We start from the raw sequence: 16,458 nt of genomic DNA, 5'->3' as shown, positions 1-16,458 counted from the left end.
GCCCCCTACTGCGAATCCGCGCACGCGTGTAGCGAGAGCGGATTCTGTGTCCGCCTCCCGGAGGCTGGAGAGCCTTGTGCCTGCTCCACCCACTCAGGCATCGAGAGCTGCATCTGCCGCAGTGGCCAGTGTGGTCCGGACCGGCGATGCACGGCTCTCTGCCTCCCATAGCATCGGCACCGGCGGAGGGCTCCCTCCGGTTCAGAGGCCGGGCGCGTTGAGCATCTCCCGCGCCAGTGCGTGGGTGCTCGGCAGCAGGGAGGCGTCATCGATGACCGCCTGGAACTGTTTGCGCGCGGCCTCCCCGTCGCCGCGCCGCTGGAGCAGCACGCCCTTGTGTACCAGCAGCTCGCCTCGCGTCTCCACGTCCGGCTGCAGGGCCAGCGTCTTGTCCACCAGCCCCGCCCCCTCGGCGGGGTCCTCCGCGGACATGGCGAGGTCCTGCCAGGCGAGTACGAACGCCGGCGCCTTCTTCGTCAGCGCCTCCAGCCGGCGCCGTACCTCGTCCAGGTCCCGCAGGCGCTGCACCTCGAAGTACTCGCGCAGTGTCCCCTTCGGCACGCGGCCGTCCTGCTCCCGCCGCAGGCTGTCGAGCATCTTCTTGCTCTGGGAGAAGCCCTGGGGCGACAGCTTGTCCACCTGCTCGTAGACCAGCAGCGCCTTGGCCGTCTCCCCCATCAATACGAAGGTGTAGCCTGTGTCGTAGAGGGGCATCGGCCAGCTCGGGGCAGCCGCCTGGGCCTGCTGGAAGGCCTGGAGCGCCTCGTCGTATCGGCCCGCCTCGCCGTGCTCCCGGCCCTGGGAGTGGAGCTGCATCGCCTGTTCGGGAACGGGCGCCTCTGCTGGAGGCTCCTGCGCCGCGGGGGGAGCCGGCTGTGCCTTGCTCGCCGCCGGCCCCGAGTCAATGACGGAGGCGATGGGCGCGGGCTTGCCCTCGCAGGAGCAACCTCCGACGCAGGCCAGGGTTGCACACAGGACGAGGAGGCGGCGCATTCGGGGTGACCTCGAGGGCTCTCGGTACACCGGGGACGGTGGATTCGCCGAGAGGGCGGCCACTATAATCGACCGTGGGAATCCCACCCCTTCCTCTCTGCTCATGACCGACTTCATCGAGATCCATGACGGTGCCCTGGAGCCCAAGCTCTGCGAGGACATCATCCAAAGGTTCAACAAGAGTCCCCAGGTACACCGGGGGCGCACGGGTCATGGCGTGGACCTGGAGAAGAAGGACAGCTTCGACCTGACCATCAACCTGGTGCCCGAGTGGGAGGCCACCGTCCGGCTGCTGATGGAGAAGGCCTTCCCGCCGCTGCGCAGCTACCTGCGCAAGTACCTCTACACGTTGATTGGCGCCGTCTCTCCCTCCCTCAAGCACCCGAAGACGGGCCGCATGGTGACGCTCAACGAGGAGAACTTCGCCGAGCTGGGCGATCCGCTGCTGGATCAGCTCATCGGCAGCTTCTACCGCTACGGCATGCTCAACGTGCAGAAGTACATCAAGAGCTCGGGGGGCTATCCGCACTGGCACTCGGAGATCTACCCGCAGGACGCGAAGTGCGAGCCGCTGCACCGGGTGCTGGCGTTCCAGTTCTACCTGAACGACGTCAGCAAGGGCGGCGAGACCGAGTTCTACTACCAGAAGCGCAAGGTGGAATCGAAGGCGGGCCGGATGATCATCTTCCCCGCGGGCTTCACCCACACCCACCGTGGCAACAAGCCGGAGTCGGGCGACAAGTACATCATCACCTCCTGGGTGCTCTACCACCGCTCGGAGGACATCTACCGCAACCCGCCTCCGCCAGCGTAGGCAGGGCCGGGGGGGGCCGAGGGGGCTGTGCCCGCCGTGAGGCGCAGCTCCTCCACCCCCAGCCTGGCGTCACGCGGGACCAGCCAGGCCTCGAAGTCGCTCTCGGGGTCGAGCCAGAAGGCGGCCTCCAGCTCGGGTGAGAGCACCTCGGGCCAGGCGCCTTGCTCGGCGCGCGCGAGGTCCACCTCCACCAGGGCCGCGAGTGCCAGCGCCTGGAGGGGCTGCGCGGCGAACGTCTCGGCCTGATCGTGGTAGTCCTTGGCGCGCCAACGGTGCTCTCCAGGCAGGAGGCCCGTGTTCTCGTCGATGGCGAGGAAGGCCTCGCGGCGCTGCTCGGGGGGAAGGTCCGCCGCGGCCACCATCGCGTCGAACAGGGCCGCGTTGCGGCGCCACTCGTAGGGCCGCAGCCGCGGGTGTCTGCTCGAGCGGGCATAGGCGAACATCCAGGAGTCATGGGGCGTGACGAGCTCCTGGCTCTGGGGCGGCAGCAGGTCGAAGGCGGGGGGGGAGACCAGATCGCCATAGGCGCTGAGCTGCTCGTAGACGGACTCTTCGCGGAGCACGGCGGACAGGGGCGGGAAGCCCTGACGGAGCCGGGCGAGCTGCTCCAGGGCCAGGCGTTGGCGCTCCCGGGGCGCCACGTCCAACGCCTGCGCGCACGGCTGGAAGAGGAACTCGTGGCAGGAGGCGGACAGCGCCCGGCCATACATGCCTCCGCCGAGGCTCAGCTCGCGGCTCAGGGCCAGCGCGTCCAGACAGGTGTCCACCGCCTCCTCCGGTCGGCCCTCGGCGCCGAGCACCCGCGTCTCCAGCGCGGCCAGCTCCACCACGCGCTTGAGGGAGTTCATCCGCGTCGGGTCCAGCAGGTCGGCGGGGCGGGCCAGGCCGCCCATGCTCGCTGGAAGGCCCCCCACCTCGACGCGCGTGGCGACCAGCACCCGGTGGAGCAGCTCCCGGCTCTTGTGGAGCACCTCCAGGCAGGCCCCCGGCGCGGCGGACAGCGGGGCCTCGCCCCGGGACACGGCCTGGCACTGCTCCTCGAGCGCGTCATAGGCATCCGAGTAGGCCTCGGACTCGCCCTCGGACTCCGCGTCGAGGTGGGGACTGGCTCGCAGGGACGGCGCCAGCTCGGGCAGCGCGTTGAGCGCGGGCAGCAGCGGGGTGAGGGCCTGGGCGAACGTCCCCGGTGGCGCGGGGGTGACATGGGAGGGGCGTGGCCAGGCAATGCCCTCGATGGCCTGGGCCTCGCGCGCCAGTCGCTCCGAGAGCGGCTCGGTCTGCGTCATCAACAAGAAGGCGCTGAAGGCGCAGAAGATGAAGAGCACGGCCGAGCCGGCCGCCACCCAGAGCACGGTGGGGTTCAGGGCAGCGGAGGGGCTGGGCGGGGTGGACGCGTCCATGGGCTACGGCGGCGTGTCGGCGGTGATGACCAGAGCGTACTCTTCCCACGTGAGGTCGAGATGCTTCAGGTGGGCTTCCGTGGGCTGGAGGACTTCCAGGGCGAGGAACTGTGCGGAGGCGGGCGGAAGCGCGGGGGGCCATGTGCCCTTCTCGACGCGCGCCAAGTCCACCTCCACCACGGTCCGCAGCGCTTCCACCCGGAGCAGCTGGCGATCCAAGCGGTCGGTCATCTCCCGGAGGCTCCAGGCCTCCTCCGGGGGCACCTTGAACCAGCGTTGCTCCAGCCCTTCATCGAGGCGGGCCAGGGCCTTGCGGCGCTCGTCGGCGGGCAGCGCCACGCTGGCCACCATCGCATCGAAGGTCTCCACGCTCGCGCGCCAGTGGCGACGCGCCAGTGCTCCGGGACCCGGGAGGACGCCAAGCCCGTACCCGTTGCGCACGATGGCGTCGGCCTGGGGCAGCAGCTCGCGCCGCTGTTCCTCGGAGAGCATGATGCCGTAGTGGACGAGCTGGGTGTGGATGGCCTCGTCCTGGACCACGAGGGACAGGGGCGGAAAGCCCTCGCGCAGCCGGGCGAGCTGCTCCAGGGCCTGGCGCTTGCGCTCCGGCCGCGCCGCATCGAGTGCCTGTGCGCAGGCGGGGTAGAGGTACCCATACCCGTGGGCGGAGATGAGGCTTCCCGTGAGACCGCCGCCGAGCGCGAACTCCCGACTCAGGGCCAGGCCATCCAAGCAGGTGTCCACCGCCGAGTCCGCCTGCCCCAGGGAGAGCTTCCGCAGGGTCTCCAGCGAGGACAGCCGGATCAGCATCCGCAGCGCGGCCTTTCCCTTGGCCTGGTAGGGGTGCTGGGGATCGCTGGAGCTGCGCAGCCCCTGGGGCAGTCCGCCCTGTTCGTGGCGGGTCGCGGTCAGCACCCGGGGAAGGAGGTCCTTGGCGTTGTCGAGCACCTGGAGGCAACTGGGGGGCAGCGCCTCGAAGGGTGCCAGGCCCCTGGCCACCTTGTTGCAATCGTTCCCGAAGAGGGTCTCCGAAGGCACCTGGAAGCGCAGCACCTCGGGCATCAGCGCATCCAGCGCTTCGGTGAAGGAGCCCGCGAGAGGCGGGACGACGTGGGAGGGCCGAGCCCAGGTGAGCTGCTCTCGCGCGTTGGCTTCCCGCACCAGCCGATCCCCGAGCGCCCCCGCGCGTCGGCCCATCCACATCAGCCCGCTCAGGCTGACCAGGAGGAGCAGGAGGGTGCCACCCATCACGGTGATCAAAGAGCGGTTCATTGCCAGGGAGGCATGAGGATACGCAGGTCTTCCACCCTTGAGCTAGGGTGGGTGCCGGAGCGTCCATGTCCGAGTCCGACACCCTCGATCGCATCTCGCCCACACGCCGCCCCGCGGGGCGGACGGTGATGTACCAGCGCTGGCGGACGCTGTTGTTCCTGCATTGGGAGGTGCCGGCGGAGGCGCTGGCTCGGCTGCTGCCGCCGGGGCTGACGCTGGACACGTACGAGGGCCGGGCCTTCGTGGGACTGGTGCCGTTCACCATGCGAGGGGTGCGGCCGGCGGGGCTGCCGCCGTTCCCGCCGCTGTCCAACTTCCACGAGACGAATGTGCGCACGTACGTGCATCGCGAGGGGAAGGACCCGGGGGTGTGGTTCTTCAGCCTGGAGGCGGCGAACTCGATCGCCGTGCGCCTGGCGCGGGCGTGGTTCAAGCTGCCGTACCACTTCGCGAGGATGCAGTTGGATCGCGAGGGCGAGTGGATCTCCTACCGCTCCGAGCGGCTGTGGCCCGCGCCGGTGCCCGCGCGGTGCGCGGTGCGCTGCCTGCCGAAGGGAGAGGCGACGGCCTCGACGCCCGGGACGCTGCAGCACTTCCTGGTGGAGCGCTATTTCCTCTACACGGCGCACGGTGGGGCGCTGTGGCGGGGCCAGGTCCACCACCCGCCGTACCAGGTGCGAGGCGCGGAGGTGGAGGGGCTGGACGAGACGTTGCTGGAGGCGGCGGGGATTCAGCGGCCGGCGTCCACGCCCCTGGCGCACTTCTCGGACGGCGTGGACGTGGACGTGTTCCGGCTGATGCGCGCCTGAGTCTCCTGGGCGCGCGGTAGCAAACCGGCGACGAGGTTCACCCTGGCCCCGCGAGCCCCAGGAGGCGCGCGGCGCTCGCGGTGAGGTGGAAGCCGCCAGGCGCGCGCAGCACCCAGCTGCCCAGGTCCGTCACCGCTCCCCCCAGCACCTCGAAGTCCTGTCCCTCGCCGCGCACTTCCACGGGCCCCACGTGCAGGCAGAGGTGGACATGCGCGCCCACCTCCTTGGCCAGCGACTCGGTGTCGCGACGCAGCTCCTTCAAGTCCTCGTACAGGTGCCGGGCCTGCTCGGGCGGCAGCGGCCCGTCGCCCTCCAGCAGCCGGACGCCCAGCAGCGCCGTGCCCGCCTGCAACGCCAGCACGAAGCCCGTGGTGCGAAGCTCCTGCTCCAGACAGTCCAGCACCTCGGCCAACGCGGCGTGTACCAGCTCGTCGTCCTGGGGGCCCTCGGCCACCACCACCTCGGCGTGCAGCGCCAGCGCCTGGCACGTGCGGCCCGCGGGCTGCACCGTGCTCGGCGCCGCGACCGCCTCGCGCAGCGCCGCGAGGAAGGCCGGGGTGTTGGGGAAGCGCCGCTCGGCCTCCTTCTCCATGCAGCGCAGCACCACCGCGTCCACCGCGAGCGAGACGGGCGCCGAGGCGCTGGGCCGTGGCGGCGGCGCCTCCATGTGCATCCGCTCCAGCTCCATCCGGTCCTTGGTGTGGAACGGGTAGCGCCCGGTGAGCAGCTGGAACAGCAACACCCCCAGCGCGTACACGTCCGTGGCCGGGTGGATGGGGCCGCCGCGCAGCTGCTCGGGCGCCATGGCGTACGCGGTGCCCAGCCGCTGCCCCGCCAGCGTCAGCCCCGCCTGCTCCGGGTCCGGCTGGATGATCTTCGCGATGCCGAAGTCCAACAGCTTCAGCCGCGGCTTCTCCCCGTCCTCCACCACCATCACGTTGCTGGCCTTCAAGTCCCGGTGGACGATGCCCGCGCGGTGCGCCGCGTCCAGCGCCCCGCACACCGGCTCCAGGTAGGCCAGCGCCCGCTCGGCGCTCATCCGCCCGCGCTCCTGCACCAGCTGGCTCAGCGTGCGGCCCTCCAGCAGCTCCATCACGTAGTACGGGCTGCCGTCCGCCAGCATCCCGAAGTCATAGATGTCCACCACGTTCGGGTGGCGGATCTGGTTGACGATGCGTGCCTCGCGCACGAAGCGCTGCAGCATCTCGCCCTGGTCGGCCAGGTGCGCGTGCAGCACCTTCACCGCCGCGCGCCGGCCGAGGATGCGGTGCTCGGCTTCGTACACGCTGCCGTGGCCGCCCGAGGCGATCAGCCGTTTGATCAGGTACTCGCCCGCGAGCGTGGGAGTCGAGCCCTCGGCGCTCTCGGTGGCGCCAGACTCGGTCTTCCAGGGGACCTGAGAGCTTCCCCCGGGAATACGGTAAGTGTTTTCGGAGTCCCCCATACGCTCTAGGACTAGTTAACCGCCCTAGCGGCCACGAAACAATCCACGCCCAGTGTGTGAGAGCCCTGGGAGCGGGAGTGTCCGAGATCCAGCATCCGGTGGCCCTTCCGGGCACTCGGCGTGTCCGTTGGTGGATGCTCGCGAGAGAGGAGAGGGGTTGGCCGTTGGACGCGGCGGCTCCGGGCTGGTGGGATTTCCCTCTGTAGTAGGGGGGGGGATTGACCACCATGACGAAGCTCGACGACCTGACAACCTGTGCGGGACTGCCACTTGCGCCACCGTCCGCCACGGCGGGGGCTTGTCTGATCCTCATCAGCACCGCGATGCCTGCCTCCATCGGCAGGACCTTCCGGCTGCAGCCCGGAGAGCACGTGCTGGGTCGTGGCTCCGAGGTGGACATCCGCATCGACGACCACGGCGTGTCGCGCCGGCATGCCCGCGTCATCCGCACGCCCGACGGGGCCTGCCACGTCACCGACCTGGGCTCCACCAACGGCACCTACCTCAACGGGGTGTCCATCTCCTCCGCGGAGCTGCGCGAGGGAGACCGGCTGCAGATTGGCACCGGCACCATCTTCCGCTTCTCCACCCGCGAGCAGCTTGAGCCGCGCGAGGAACAGCTGCGCCAGGCGCTGTCGGCCGCCCGTGTGGGCATCTGGGACTGGAACGCCGCCAGCGGCGTGGTGACGTGGTCCGAGCACGTGGATCGGCTCCTGGGCCTGCCGGTGGGCAAGCTCTCCGGCCGCGCCATGGACCTCAAGGAGGTCATCCATCCGGCGGACCTTACGCGCGTGCGCGAGGCGCTGGCGGGCGCGCTGGAGCACCGCACGCAGGTCGAGCTGGAGTACCGCATCGAGCCGCCTGGTAGCGGCTGTCGGTGGCTGTCCTGCAAGGGAGATGTGCTGAGCGACGCGGCCGGGGTGCCCGCGCGCATCACCGGCACGGTGATGGACATCACCGCGCGCAAGCAGGCCGAGCAGGAGCTGCGCCGCCAGGCCCTGCTCTTCGAGAGCTTCTATGACGGCGTGGTGATTACCGACCTGTCCGGTCGCGTCCTCGACTGGAACCCGAGCGCGGAGCGGATGTTCGGCCGAGGCAAGGCGGAGGCGGTGGGACAGACGCTCTTCGCGATGCTGCACCCGGGAGAGACGGACGCGCTCACAGCCTCCATCCTGGGCGCGCTGGAGCAGGGCGGCCGGTGGACCGGAGAGATCGAATTCCGCCGGCGGGACGGCGCGCCGTGCTTCTGTGAGTGCGTGGGGGTGCCGCTGCGGGACGCCGAAGGGCGCACCATCGCCTGCGTCGTGGTCCTCCGCGACATCACCGAGCGGAAGACGCTGCAGGCACGCCTGGTGATGGCCGACCGGCTGGCCTCGCTTGGCACGCTGGGCGCGGGGGTGGCCCATGAGATCAACAACCCGCTGGCCTACATGCTCGTCAACCTGCACCTCATCCGCGGCGGGTTGGAGCAGATGAAGCTCTTCTTGCCGCACGGCTCCACCGAGCCGCTGCAGCAGCTCGTGCTGGAGACCACCGAGGGCGCCGAGCGCATCGCCGGCATCGTCAAGGACCTGAAGACGTTCGCGCGCGGCGAGGTGGATGCGCGGCTGAGCCCCGTGGACGTGCGCCGCACGGTGGAGCTGGCCTGCAAGATGGCCGACAACATGCTGCGCCACCGCGCGCGGCTGGTGTTGGAGTTCGACGCGGTACCCCACGCCGAGGCCAACGAGTCGCGGCTGTGCCAGGTGTTCCTCAACCTGCTGCTCAACGCGGCGCAGGCCATCCCGGAGGGCGAGCCGGCCGAGCGGCACGAGATCGCCGTGCGCTTGCGTACGGGAGCCTCCGGACAGGTGATGGTGGAGGTGCGGGACACGGGTGTGGGGATGACGCCCGAGGTGCTCTCGCGCGTGTTCGATCCGTTCTTCACCACCAAGGCGGTGGGGGAGGGCACGGGGCTGGGGCTCTCCATCTGCCACGGCATCGTCGAGTCCATGGGCGGCACCATCTCCGCCGAGAGCGTGCCAGGCCAGGGCAGCACCTTCCGTGTCGCGCTGCGCGCCGCGCCCCTGGAGACCGAGCTGCCCGTCCGCTTCGTGCCCCGCCTGGTGGAGCCGGTGCGGGAGGCTCCCCGGGCCCGCGTGCTGGTGGTGGATGACGAGCCGAACGTGACGCTGGCGCTCCAGCGTGCCCTGGGCTCGGAGCACGAAGTGTCCACGGCGCACAACGCCCGCGAGGCGCTGCAGATGGTGTCCGCGGGCAGCCGCTACGACGTCATCCTCTGCGATGTGATGATGCCGGGCATGACGGGCATGGACCTCTACAACGAGCTGGGCCGCGCCGCGCCGGATGCGGCCGGGCGCGTCGTCTTCATGACGGGAGGGGCCTTCACCCCGCGCGCGGAGTCCTTCCTGCAGGAAGTGCCCAACCCGAAGATTGGCAAGCCCTTGAACCTGGAGGAGCTCCGCATGCTGTTGTCACGGCGCGTCGTGGAGGCGAGGCGATGAGTCTTCCCTCGGAGCCGCTGAGCAGCCCCGTGGTGCTCGCGGCGCCTCCCGCTCCCGTCCCCGCGATGCTCGTGCCCAGCTCTGGGGCGCTGGCTCCCTCCGGGGAGTTCACCCTCCGGGCGATGGTGGGCGGCTGCATCATCGGCTCGCTGCTGGCCGTCACCAACGTCTACATGGGGTTGAAGACGGGCTGGTGGGAGAGTGGCTCCATCGTCGCCGCGGTGCTGGGCTTCAGCGGCCTGTCCGCGCTGGGCCGGCGCGGGGGCGCGGCCTCCACGCCGCTGGAGGTCAACCTGACCCAGACGGCCGCGTGCGCGGTGGGCGCCATGCCCGCGGCCATCGGCCTGCTGGGTTCATTGCCGGCACTGCAGATGATGGACATCTCCGTGCCCTCGTGGGGCGTGATTGCCTTCGGCACCGCGCTGGGCGTGCTGGGCGTGCTGGCCGCGTACCTGCTGCGCCGGCGGCTCATCGTCGAGGAGGGCCTGGCGTTTCCCACCGGCGTGGCCACCGCCGAGGTGATTACCGCCATGCACAAGACGGGGCGCGTGGAGCGGCCCGGTCGCGCGCAGGTGCTGTTGGGCTCGGGCCTGGTCTCCATGGGCGTGACGTGGCTGAGGGATGTCCACGCGTGGATTCCGACGATGAGCGCGCTGCCGTTCCGGCTCGCGGGGATGCCCGCCTCCACCTTCACCTGGGGCATTGGCTGGACGCCCATGCTGCTGGCGGTGGGGATGATGTCGGGGCTGTCCATGGGGCTGAGCATGTTGCTGGGCGCCGTGCTGGCCTGGGCCGTGACGGCGCCCGCGCTCGTGCAGGGTGGGGTGATTGCCGGCGACGCCGGGTATGAGGTCTTCGCCGCGTGGCTCACCTGGCCGGGCGTGGGGCTGATGGTGGGCGCGGCGATGGCCTCGCTGGTGCTTCAGGCGCGCTCGCTGCTCGGGGCGGTGAGGGACCTGCGCGGGCTGGGCAGCGTCGGCGATGGCGCGGGCCGCTGGGTGGCGGGGCCGGGGCTGGTGGCGTGCGCGCTGACGCTCGTGCTGGGCAGCGGGGTGTTTGGACTGCCCATGCTCCACACGTTGCTGGCGCTGGCGCTCGTCCTGCCGCTGTGCGCGGTGTGCGGGCGCGGGGCGGGGCAGACGGACATCTCTCCCGTGAGCCAGATGGGGCAGCTCACCCAGGTGGCCTCGGGCACCCTCTTTCCTGGCCCAGCCGCGCTCAACGTCGCCGCGGGCTCCGTGGTGGCGGGCGCCGTGGCGCAGACGGGCGTGAGCCTCTGGTCGCTCAAGGCCGGGCAGTTGTTGGGAGCCTCGGCGCCCAGGCAGCTCAAGGCGCAGCTGCTGGGCGTGCTCGTGGGCGCGCTGGTGAGCGTGCCCGCCTACCTGCTGCTGGTGGGTGCCTATGGGCTGGGCAGCGAGGCGCTGCCGGTGCCCTCGGCGCACCAGTTCCGCGCCGTGGCGGAGCTGGCCACCCAGGGCGTCTCCGGGCTGCCTCCCTATGCCGCCGAGGCCGCGGGCCTGGGCTTCTCGCTGGGTGTGGTGCTGACGCTGGCGACCCGGGGGAAGCTGGAGCGGTACATGCCCTCGGCGGTGGCCATGGGCATCGGCTTCATCATGCCGGCGCACGGCGCCGTCGCCATCGCCGCCAGCGCGTTGCTCACCGAGCTGGTGCGCCGCGTACGGCCCTCGTGGGTGGAGAAGCACGCCATGGCGGTGGGCGCCGGAGCCATCGCCGGCGAGTCCGTCATGGGCATGGCCATCGGCGGGCTGGTGGCGCTCGGCTTCATCCAGCGCGTCGGGTGAGGGCCCGGTCCCGGGTCCTGCGGATGCGCTCCTCCATGACGTTGGGGAGGCGCGCGGCCAGTTGCAGCGCCTCCTCGAGCAGGCGCAGGCCCTCCTCGTGGTCCCCGCGCCGCAGCGCCGCCAGCGCCATCACCTCCAGCACCTCCAGCGGCTCCTGCTCCACGGACACCTCCATGGAGCGCTGTCGCAGCGCGTGCCAGGCCTGGGCGCTGGCCTCCCGCGAGGCCAGCTCCACCATGGTGTAGAGCACCTCCTCGGAGGGGCTCAGCTCCACCGCGTGGCTGCGCAGTGTCAGCGCCTCGCGCACCTGCCCGAGCCGCTCTCGCGCCTGGGCGTTCTTGCCCTCCCAGGCCAGCACCCGGGCGTGCAGCAGCAGCGCCCACGGGCGGGAGGCCACCTCCAGGTGGCGGCGCTCCAGCTCGATGGCTCGGGCGATGTGGGGCTCGGCCGCCGCGGTGTCCCCCGCCTGGTAGTAGAGCTCGCCCAGGTTGTGCTCGGCGAAGTACTCCCAGCCCACCACGCCCAGCTCGCGGCCCAGGGTCATGAAGAGCTCCTGGTCCTTGAGCGCGCGCGTCAGGTCCTTGCGCGCCACCCAGAGGTTGCGGCGGTTGTTGATGGCGCCGCCCAGGTGGAAGCGGTCCCCGTGCTCGGTGCAGGCGGAGATGAGCTGCTCCAGCACGGCCTCGGCCTCGTCGATGCGGCCCAGGTTGGGGAGGATGACGGCCAGCAGCAGCTGGGACACCACGCGCGTCTCGTAGCCGGCAGCCCCCAGCGCGAGGGCGCGGTCCGCGGCGGCCTCCAGCGGAGGGCAGGCCTCCTCCCAGCGGCCCTGGCGGAACCAGGAGCGGCCCACTCCGAGCAGCAGGCGCGCCTGGACATAGGAGGAGTGGACCTTCACCGCCTGCTCGCGCGCCTTGCGCACGCACGCCTCCGAGCGCGCGTAGTTGTTCACCCAGTCCAGCGCCATGGCCTCGTCCAGCAGCACCTCCACCTCGGCGCGGGTGTCGCCCAGCTTCTCGGCCAGCTCGCGCGCGCGGGTGAAGTCCGCCAGCGAGTCGTCATACCGGCCGATGCGGTAGCGCATCAGGCCACGTCCTCGGAACAGGGTGAGGCCGCGCAGCTCATCGCCCGCGTCCAGCAGCTCCAGCGCGCGCGTGTAGAGCGTCTCCGCGTTGAGGTAGGCGTGGCGCCCGCGAGCCGCCTCGGCCAGGTCCACGTAGAGCGCGAGGGCCTCCTCGCGCAGGCCGGCCTCGGCGGCGTGGAAGGCCAGGCGCGGCAGCCGCTGTCGCTCCAAGGCGGCGCCCGGGCCCTGGTAGAAGCGGAAGGCGGCGGCGTGCAGGCGTGCGCGCTCGGCCTCCGGGAGCGTGCGCGCCACGGCCTCGCGCACCAGCTCGTTGCGGAAGCCCAGCTCCTCGTTGCGGTGCGCCACCAGCAGCCCCATGTCCACCAGCCGGTGCGTGGCGTGGCGCGCGTCCAACGGGAAGTCGGCGGCGTTGCCCTCGCGCTCCAGCTCATGCACCACGCCCTCGGCCGAGGCGGCGGTGAACTCCGGGCCGAGCAGCGCGCACAGCCGGGCGTGCGCCGCCAGCGCCTGGGGCATGGCGCCCAGCTCCCGGTCCGCCAGCCACTCCACCAGCCGCAGCTCCGGCACATGGTCCAACTCGTCGGTGACGAGGTACCAGCTTCCACCCGGCCCGCGCTGGCGCACCAGGCCCTGGCGCTTGAGGGCGCGCACCAGCTCCACCAGGAAGAGGGGCACGCGCCGGGCGCGATCGATGATGCGATCCACCGCCTCGGCGGGCACGTTCTCCACCGGACGCAGCAGCGCGCGGCACAGCGCCTGGGCCTGCTCGGGCCCCAGCGGCCCCAGCGTGAGGGAGGGATGGTGCGCGGCGCGCAAGCCCCAGGTGGGGCGGCTGCGCTCGAACTCGGGGCGGGCCAGCACGGTCACCCACAGCGGTACGTTCGCCTCCGCCAGGCACGCGTATTCCAGCGCATCCAGTGCCGTCTCGTCGGCGAAGTGCGCGTCATCCACCAGCAGGCACAGGGGACGGATGCGGGCGGTGGCCGCCAGCAGCTCTCCCGTGGCGCGCACGGCCAGGGAGCGCAGGGCGCCGGGCGCCGCGGCCCTCAGCTGCACCTCGGGGCTGTCGGGCGAGGACCAGCCGAGGGTGGCGGACACGCCGGGCCACAGCTCCGCGGCCCGCTCCGGCCCCAGCCGCTCGAAGAAGGCGGCGCGCCCCTCCTCCATGGAGCCCGTCTCGTCGCGCTCGAAGGCATGCAGCGCCAGGCGCAGCAGGGTGCGCAGGGTGCCGTGCGGGTCTCCCTGCACCGGCTCGCGCGCGCGCACCGAGTGGACGCGGGCCTGGGGAAGGTGCTCGTGCAGCCAGTGGGCGAGCGTGGCGCCGAAGTGGCTCTTGCCGTGGCCCCGCTCGCCGAGCACGGTGGCCAGCGTGGGCGCTCGGGTCTCCACCGCCTCCCGCGCGCTCTGCCGCAGCCGCTCCAGCTCGGCCGCTCGGCCGATCAGCACGTCGATGCCCAGGGGCGGCACGGGCGTGTCCATGCGCGGCGCCACCTCGAGGGGCAGCGGGCGCACCAGCCCTTCGCGGTCCGGCACGGAGACACAGCGCACGTCGGGCACGGCGTCCGCCGCCGCGGTGGTGAGCAGCAGCGGAGGAACCTCCGGGCCGGAGGGGTAGCGCTCCTTGCGGGTGAAGGCGCCGCCGAGATAGCGCGGCGCCGAGCCCGCGCGCTGCTGCACGGTGACGGTGACCACGTCCACGAGCGCGGTGGAGGTCAGCCCCCGCTCCTCCAGCTCCTCCGCCGCGCGGATGGCCCGCTGCACGGGGTTCTCTCCAGCATTGGGATCGAACACGCCGGCGAAGCGGGTGCCATCGCGGAAGGCGACCTGTCCTCCGAAGGCACCCAGCGCCTTCTGGATGGCGAGCGGGTTGGCGCTGGAGGAGGAGAAGAGCACCGCCACCGAGCGGCGCGTCTGGGCCGAGCGCGGGGACTCCTCGGTGGGCGAGGGCCGCTCAGGAGCGGGCCTGGGGGGCGCGGGCTGCGAGAGGGCCTCGCGCAGCGCGCCGAGAACGGAGGCCACGCTGTCGAAGCGGCGGAAGCGCTCCTTGGTCAGGCACTGCAGCACCACCGCCTCCACGGCGGGAGGGGTGGGCGCCAGCTCGGAGGGAGGTGGCGGGCGCCGCGTGAGGTGGGCCTGCAGCACCTCCGCGTAAGAGCCGAAGAAGGGAGGCCGCCCGGTGAGCATCTCGTAGAGGATGACGCCCAGGGCATACACGTCCGTGCGCGCATCCACCTTGGAGGAGCCCGTACACTGCTCGGGCGCCATGTACTCGGCGGTGCCCTCGTAGGCGCTGCTGCTGCGGGTGGAGTGCTCATGCGCCGGGCGCAGCGCGGACACCGGGCGCACCAGCCCGAAGTCGAAGAGGCGCACGCGCCAGGCCGCGTCGTCGATGAAGAGGTTCTCGGGCTTGAGGTCGCAATGGACGAAGCCACGGCCGTGCAGGGTGTCGAGCGCCTCGGTGAGGGCGAGCGCGCGGGTGGCGAACTCCTCGGGCGGCATGGGCCCGGAGAGCTGGGCCAGGCGGACGGCAAGGGTGGGCAGCGGCACGTACTCCATGACGATGTAGCGGCCCCCGCCCTTGAGCATGCCCGTCTCGTACAGCGCGGGGACGGAGGGCGCCCCCAGCACGCGCAGCGCCTCGCCTTCGCGCACGAGCTGCGCTTCGGCGAGCGGGTGGCTGGCATGGCCCACCTTGATGGCGACGCGGGTGTCATCCGAGAGCCGGCGCGCGGCGAGCAGGGTGCCGAAGCCGCCCCGGGCGATGAGGTGCTCGACGCGGTAGCCGGGCACGGACAGCTCCGGGAGGACGGAGGCCTCCGGAGTGGCGGGCAGCTCATGAGCGGGAGGGGCCCCGCGTGGGCACGGCGCGTGGGTCCCTCTCCAACGCCGACCACATGTCAGACAGCGCGGCACGGAGTGACTCTACGTGGCCATAGGCGGGCCGTGTACCCCCTGGGTCTTCATCGCCTCGGAGTTGACAGGCGCTCCGGAAGGACTCTCTGGGCGGCTCGCTCTCCACGGCACGTGAAACCCGGAGCCGCCCTCCGGGCAGTCACATTCCCTCCCGGGGCACTCCTTCCCCCGGGAACTCCTCTCCCGGTACGCACCTTGAGAAGGAGCAGCCAAGGGAGCTGGACATGGGATGGGACCTGACGAAGCAGCTCGTGTGGGTGGTGTGCGTGGGCCTCCTCGCGAGCTGTTCGTGTGGCCGGGAGGAGCCGGGCACGGGCGGCAGTGGTCCGCTGGCGGGGGACGAGGTCCAGACGGACCAGGGCAAGGTGGTGCTGGAGATCACCGAGGCCTTCTCGCGGGGAGAGCGCGAGGGGCCGGTGCGAACCTCCTTCATCTCTCCCTCCGAGGAGCTGATCGTCCGGGCGCGCCTCACCGGTGCGCCCGCCGGAACGGAAGACCACATCCGCTGGGCGGTGCGCCCGGTGGGGCTGCACACGGGCCCGGCGGTGCCGGACACGCACGAGGGCAAGGAGTTCAACTTCCGAGGCAGCTCGGCGCTGGCCAAGGACGGCAGCCGCAAGCCCAACCCGCCGCTGGAGTACGAGGTGGTCGCCTCCGTCACGGTGGACGGCGAGACGCTGGAGGCGCGCCTGCCGCCCACCACGTTCCTGCGGCAGGACGAGCTGGACACGCTGCGGCAGGAGTACGCGGACTTCGGCACCCGCTTCCAGCCGCGCCTGGTCAACGTCTCGGTGCCGCGCCGGGCGCGCTTCAACACGGGCAACTACACCGTCATCGTCGAGGAGTCCGCCGGAGGCTTGGAGAAGCTGCTGACGGACGTGGAGACGGAGGTGAACAAGATCCTCAACGACGACGTGCAGCGCAAGAACGTGGGGACGCGGGCGTTGCGGCCGAACGAAGTGGTGGTCGCTTCGGGGCCCTCGCTGCCGGGCGTGGGAGCGCTGGGAGACACGGAGCCGCGGGGGGATGACGTGTGCGCTGGTCCACAGGTGAACGGCGGCTGCGCGGGCCCCATCCACGCCGGACCCAATGGCATCGCCGAGACGCGCGCCAACAATCGGGGTGTACGGGTGTCCTTGGAGTCCCTGGTCACCAGCGCCTTTCGCAACCCGCAGCGCAACCGGGCGATCGGCTCGCTGTCGCTCAACAGCCGGCACACCCGGGGCCGGGCGCTGGACATCGATCCCCGCCCGCTGAAGGTGCCGGGCAAGGACGCGCGGCAGCTCATGTGCGTCATCGAGGTGGCCGGAGCGCGCGTGGTGGGAGAGGCCAACTCCTTCACCGAGCGCGGCGCGGCCACGTTCCTCGACTGCAACGACCCGGTGGCAGACCACGTCCACATCCAGCGCTGAAGCCCACGAGG

General features: G+C 71.6%; 10 protein-coding genes. 5 read left to right on the top strand and 5 right to left on the bottom strand.

Annotated features, from left to right (window positions below; genetic code table 11):
- Positions 1-201 precede the first annotated feature (201 nt).
- On the bottom strand, positions 202-993 hold the full coding sequence (locus SYV04_RS40745) for a tetratricopeptide repeat protein (RefSeq protein ID WP_321551499.1): 792 nt from the start codon (positions 991-993) through the stop codon (positions 202-204).
- Between the two features lie 103 nt (positions 994-1,096).
- On the opposite strand from SYV04_RS40745, the gene SYV04_RS40740 reads away from it, so the two are divergent.
- Positions 1,097-1,807 (top strand): 2OG-Fe(II) oxygenase, encoded by a 711-nt coding sequence (locus SYV04_RS40740; protein WP_321551498.1) that lies wholly within the window; start codon positions 1,097-1,099, stop codon positions 1,805-1,807.
- Here SYV04_RS40740 and SYV04_RS40735 read toward each other — a convergent pair.
- Together SYV04_RS40735 and SYV04_RS40730 are read right to left on the bottom strand one after the other, a co-directional pair.
- Positions 1,780-3,207, bottom strand: coding sequence for a hypothetical protein (locus SYV04_RS40735; protein WP_321551497.1), 1,428 nt, complete (start codon positions 3,205-3,207; stop codon positions 1,780-1,782). The two genes, SYV04_RS40740 and SYV04_RS40735, sit on opposite strands and share 28 nt — an antisense overlap.
- A 3-nt stretch (positions 3,208-3,210) precedes the next feature.
- Entirely contained in the window at positions 3,211-4,455 is a 1,245-nt protein-coding gene (locus tag SYV04_RS40730; protein WP_321551496.1) for a hypothetical protein, read from the bottom strand.
- Positions 4,456-4,544: 89 nt separating this feature from the next.
- On the opposite strand from SYV04_RS40730, the gene SYV04_RS40725 reads away from it, so the two are divergent.
- The gene (locus SYV04_RS40725; RefSeq protein WP_321551495.1) at positions 4,545-5,288 is read left to right on the top strand and encodes a YqjF family protein; all 744 of its coding nucleotides are present in this window, start codon (positions 4,545-4,547) and stop codon (positions 5,286-5,288) included.
- Between the two features lie 37 nt (positions 5,289-5,325).
- On the opposite strand, the gene SYV04_RS40720 is transcribed toward SYV04_RS40725, so the two are convergent.
- Positions 5,326-6,732, bottom strand: coding sequence for a serine/threonine-protein kinase (locus SYV04_RS40720; RefSeq protein ID WP_321551494.1), 1,407 nt, complete (start codon positions 6,730-6,732; stop codon positions 5,326-5,328).
- Positions 6,733-6,959: 227 nt separating this feature from the next.
- On the opposite strand from SYV04_RS40720, the gene SYV04_RS40715 reads away from it, so the two are divergent.
- Positions 6,960-9,236 (top strand): serine histidine kinase EspA, encoded by a 2,277-nt coding sequence (locus SYV04_RS40715; protein WP_321551493.1) that lies wholly within the window; start codon positions 6,960-6,962, stop codon positions 9,234-9,236.
- Positions 9,233-11,038, top strand: a complete 1,806-nt coding sequence (locus SYV04_RS40710; protein WP_321551492.1) for an OPT family oligopeptide transporter — start codon at positions 9,233-9,235, stop codon at positions 11,036-11,038. The genes SYV04_RS40715 and SYV04_RS40710 overlap by 4 nt, the downstream gene beginning before the upstream one ends.
- On the opposite strand, the gene SYV04_RS40705 is transcribed toward SYV04_RS40710, so the two are convergent.
- Complete coding sequence (locus tag SYV04_RS40705; protein WP_321551491.1) at positions 11,019-14,912, bottom strand: serine/threonine-protein kinase; 3,894 nt, start codon at positions 14,910-14,912, stop codon at positions 11,019-11,021. The genes SYV04_RS40710 and SYV04_RS40705 overlap by 20 nt on opposite strands.
- A gap of 347 nt (positions 14,913-15,259) precedes the next feature.
- Here SYV04_RS40705 and SYV04_RS40700 point away from each other — a divergent pair, with 347 nt between their 5' ends.
- Positions 15,260-16,447 (top strand): D-Ala-D-Ala carboxypeptidase family metallohydrolase, encoded by a 1,188-nt coding sequence (locus tag SYV04_RS40700; RefSeq protein ID WP_321551490.1) that lies wholly within the window; start codon positions 15,260-15,262, stop codon positions 16,445-16,447.
- Positions 16,448-16,458 lie beyond the last annotated feature (11 nt).

The sequence above is a fragment of the Hyalangium ruber genome (assembly GCF_034259325.1).
In the GTDB taxonomy this organism is placed as follows: Bacteria; Myxococcota; Myxococcia; order Myxococcales; family Myxococcaceae; genus Hyalangium_A; species Hyalangium_A rubrum.
Note: the sequence above shows the minus strand (reverse complement) of the source record. Positions and strands in the feature narration are given on the sequence as shown.

Bases quoted from the DNA above. Each gene is read 5' to 3' on its own strand.
- SYV04_RS40745 (WP_321551499.1), bottom strand. From the start codon at position 993: ATGCGCCGCCTCCTCGTCCTGTGTGCAACCCTGGCCTGCGTCGGAGGT.
- SYV04_RS40740 (WP_321551498.1), top strand. From the start codon at position 1,097: ATGACCGACTTCATCGAGATCCATGACGGTGCCCTGGAGCCCAAGCTC.
- SYV04_RS40735 (WP_321551497.1), bottom strand. From the start codon at position 3,207: ATGGACGCGTCCACCCCGCCCAGCCCCTCCGCTGCCCTGAACCCCACC.
- SYV04_RS40730 (WP_321551496.1), bottom strand. From the start codon at position 4,455: ATGGGTGGCACCCTCCTGCTCCTCCTGGTCAGCCTGAGCGGGCTGATG.
- SYV04_RS40725 (WP_321551495.1), top strand. From the start codon at position 4,545: ATGTCCGAGTCCGACACCCTCGATCGCATCTCGCCCACACGCCGCCCC.
- SYV04_RS40720 (WP_321551494.1), bottom strand. From the start codon at position 6,732: ATGGGGGACTCCGAAAACACTTACCGTATTCCCGGGGGAAGCTCTCAG.
- SYV04_RS40715 (WP_321551493.1), top strand. From the start codon at position 6,960: ATGACGAAGCTCGACGACCTGACAACCTGTGCGGGACTGCCACTTGCG.
- SYV04_RS40710 (WP_321551492.1), top strand. From the start codon at position 9,233: ATGAGTCTTCCCTCGGAGCCGCTGAGCAGCCCCGTGGTGCTCGCGGCG.
- SYV04_RS40700 (WP_321551490.1), top strand. From the start codon at position 15,260: ATGGGATGGGACCTGACGAAGCAGCTCGTGTGGGTGGTGTGCGTGGGC.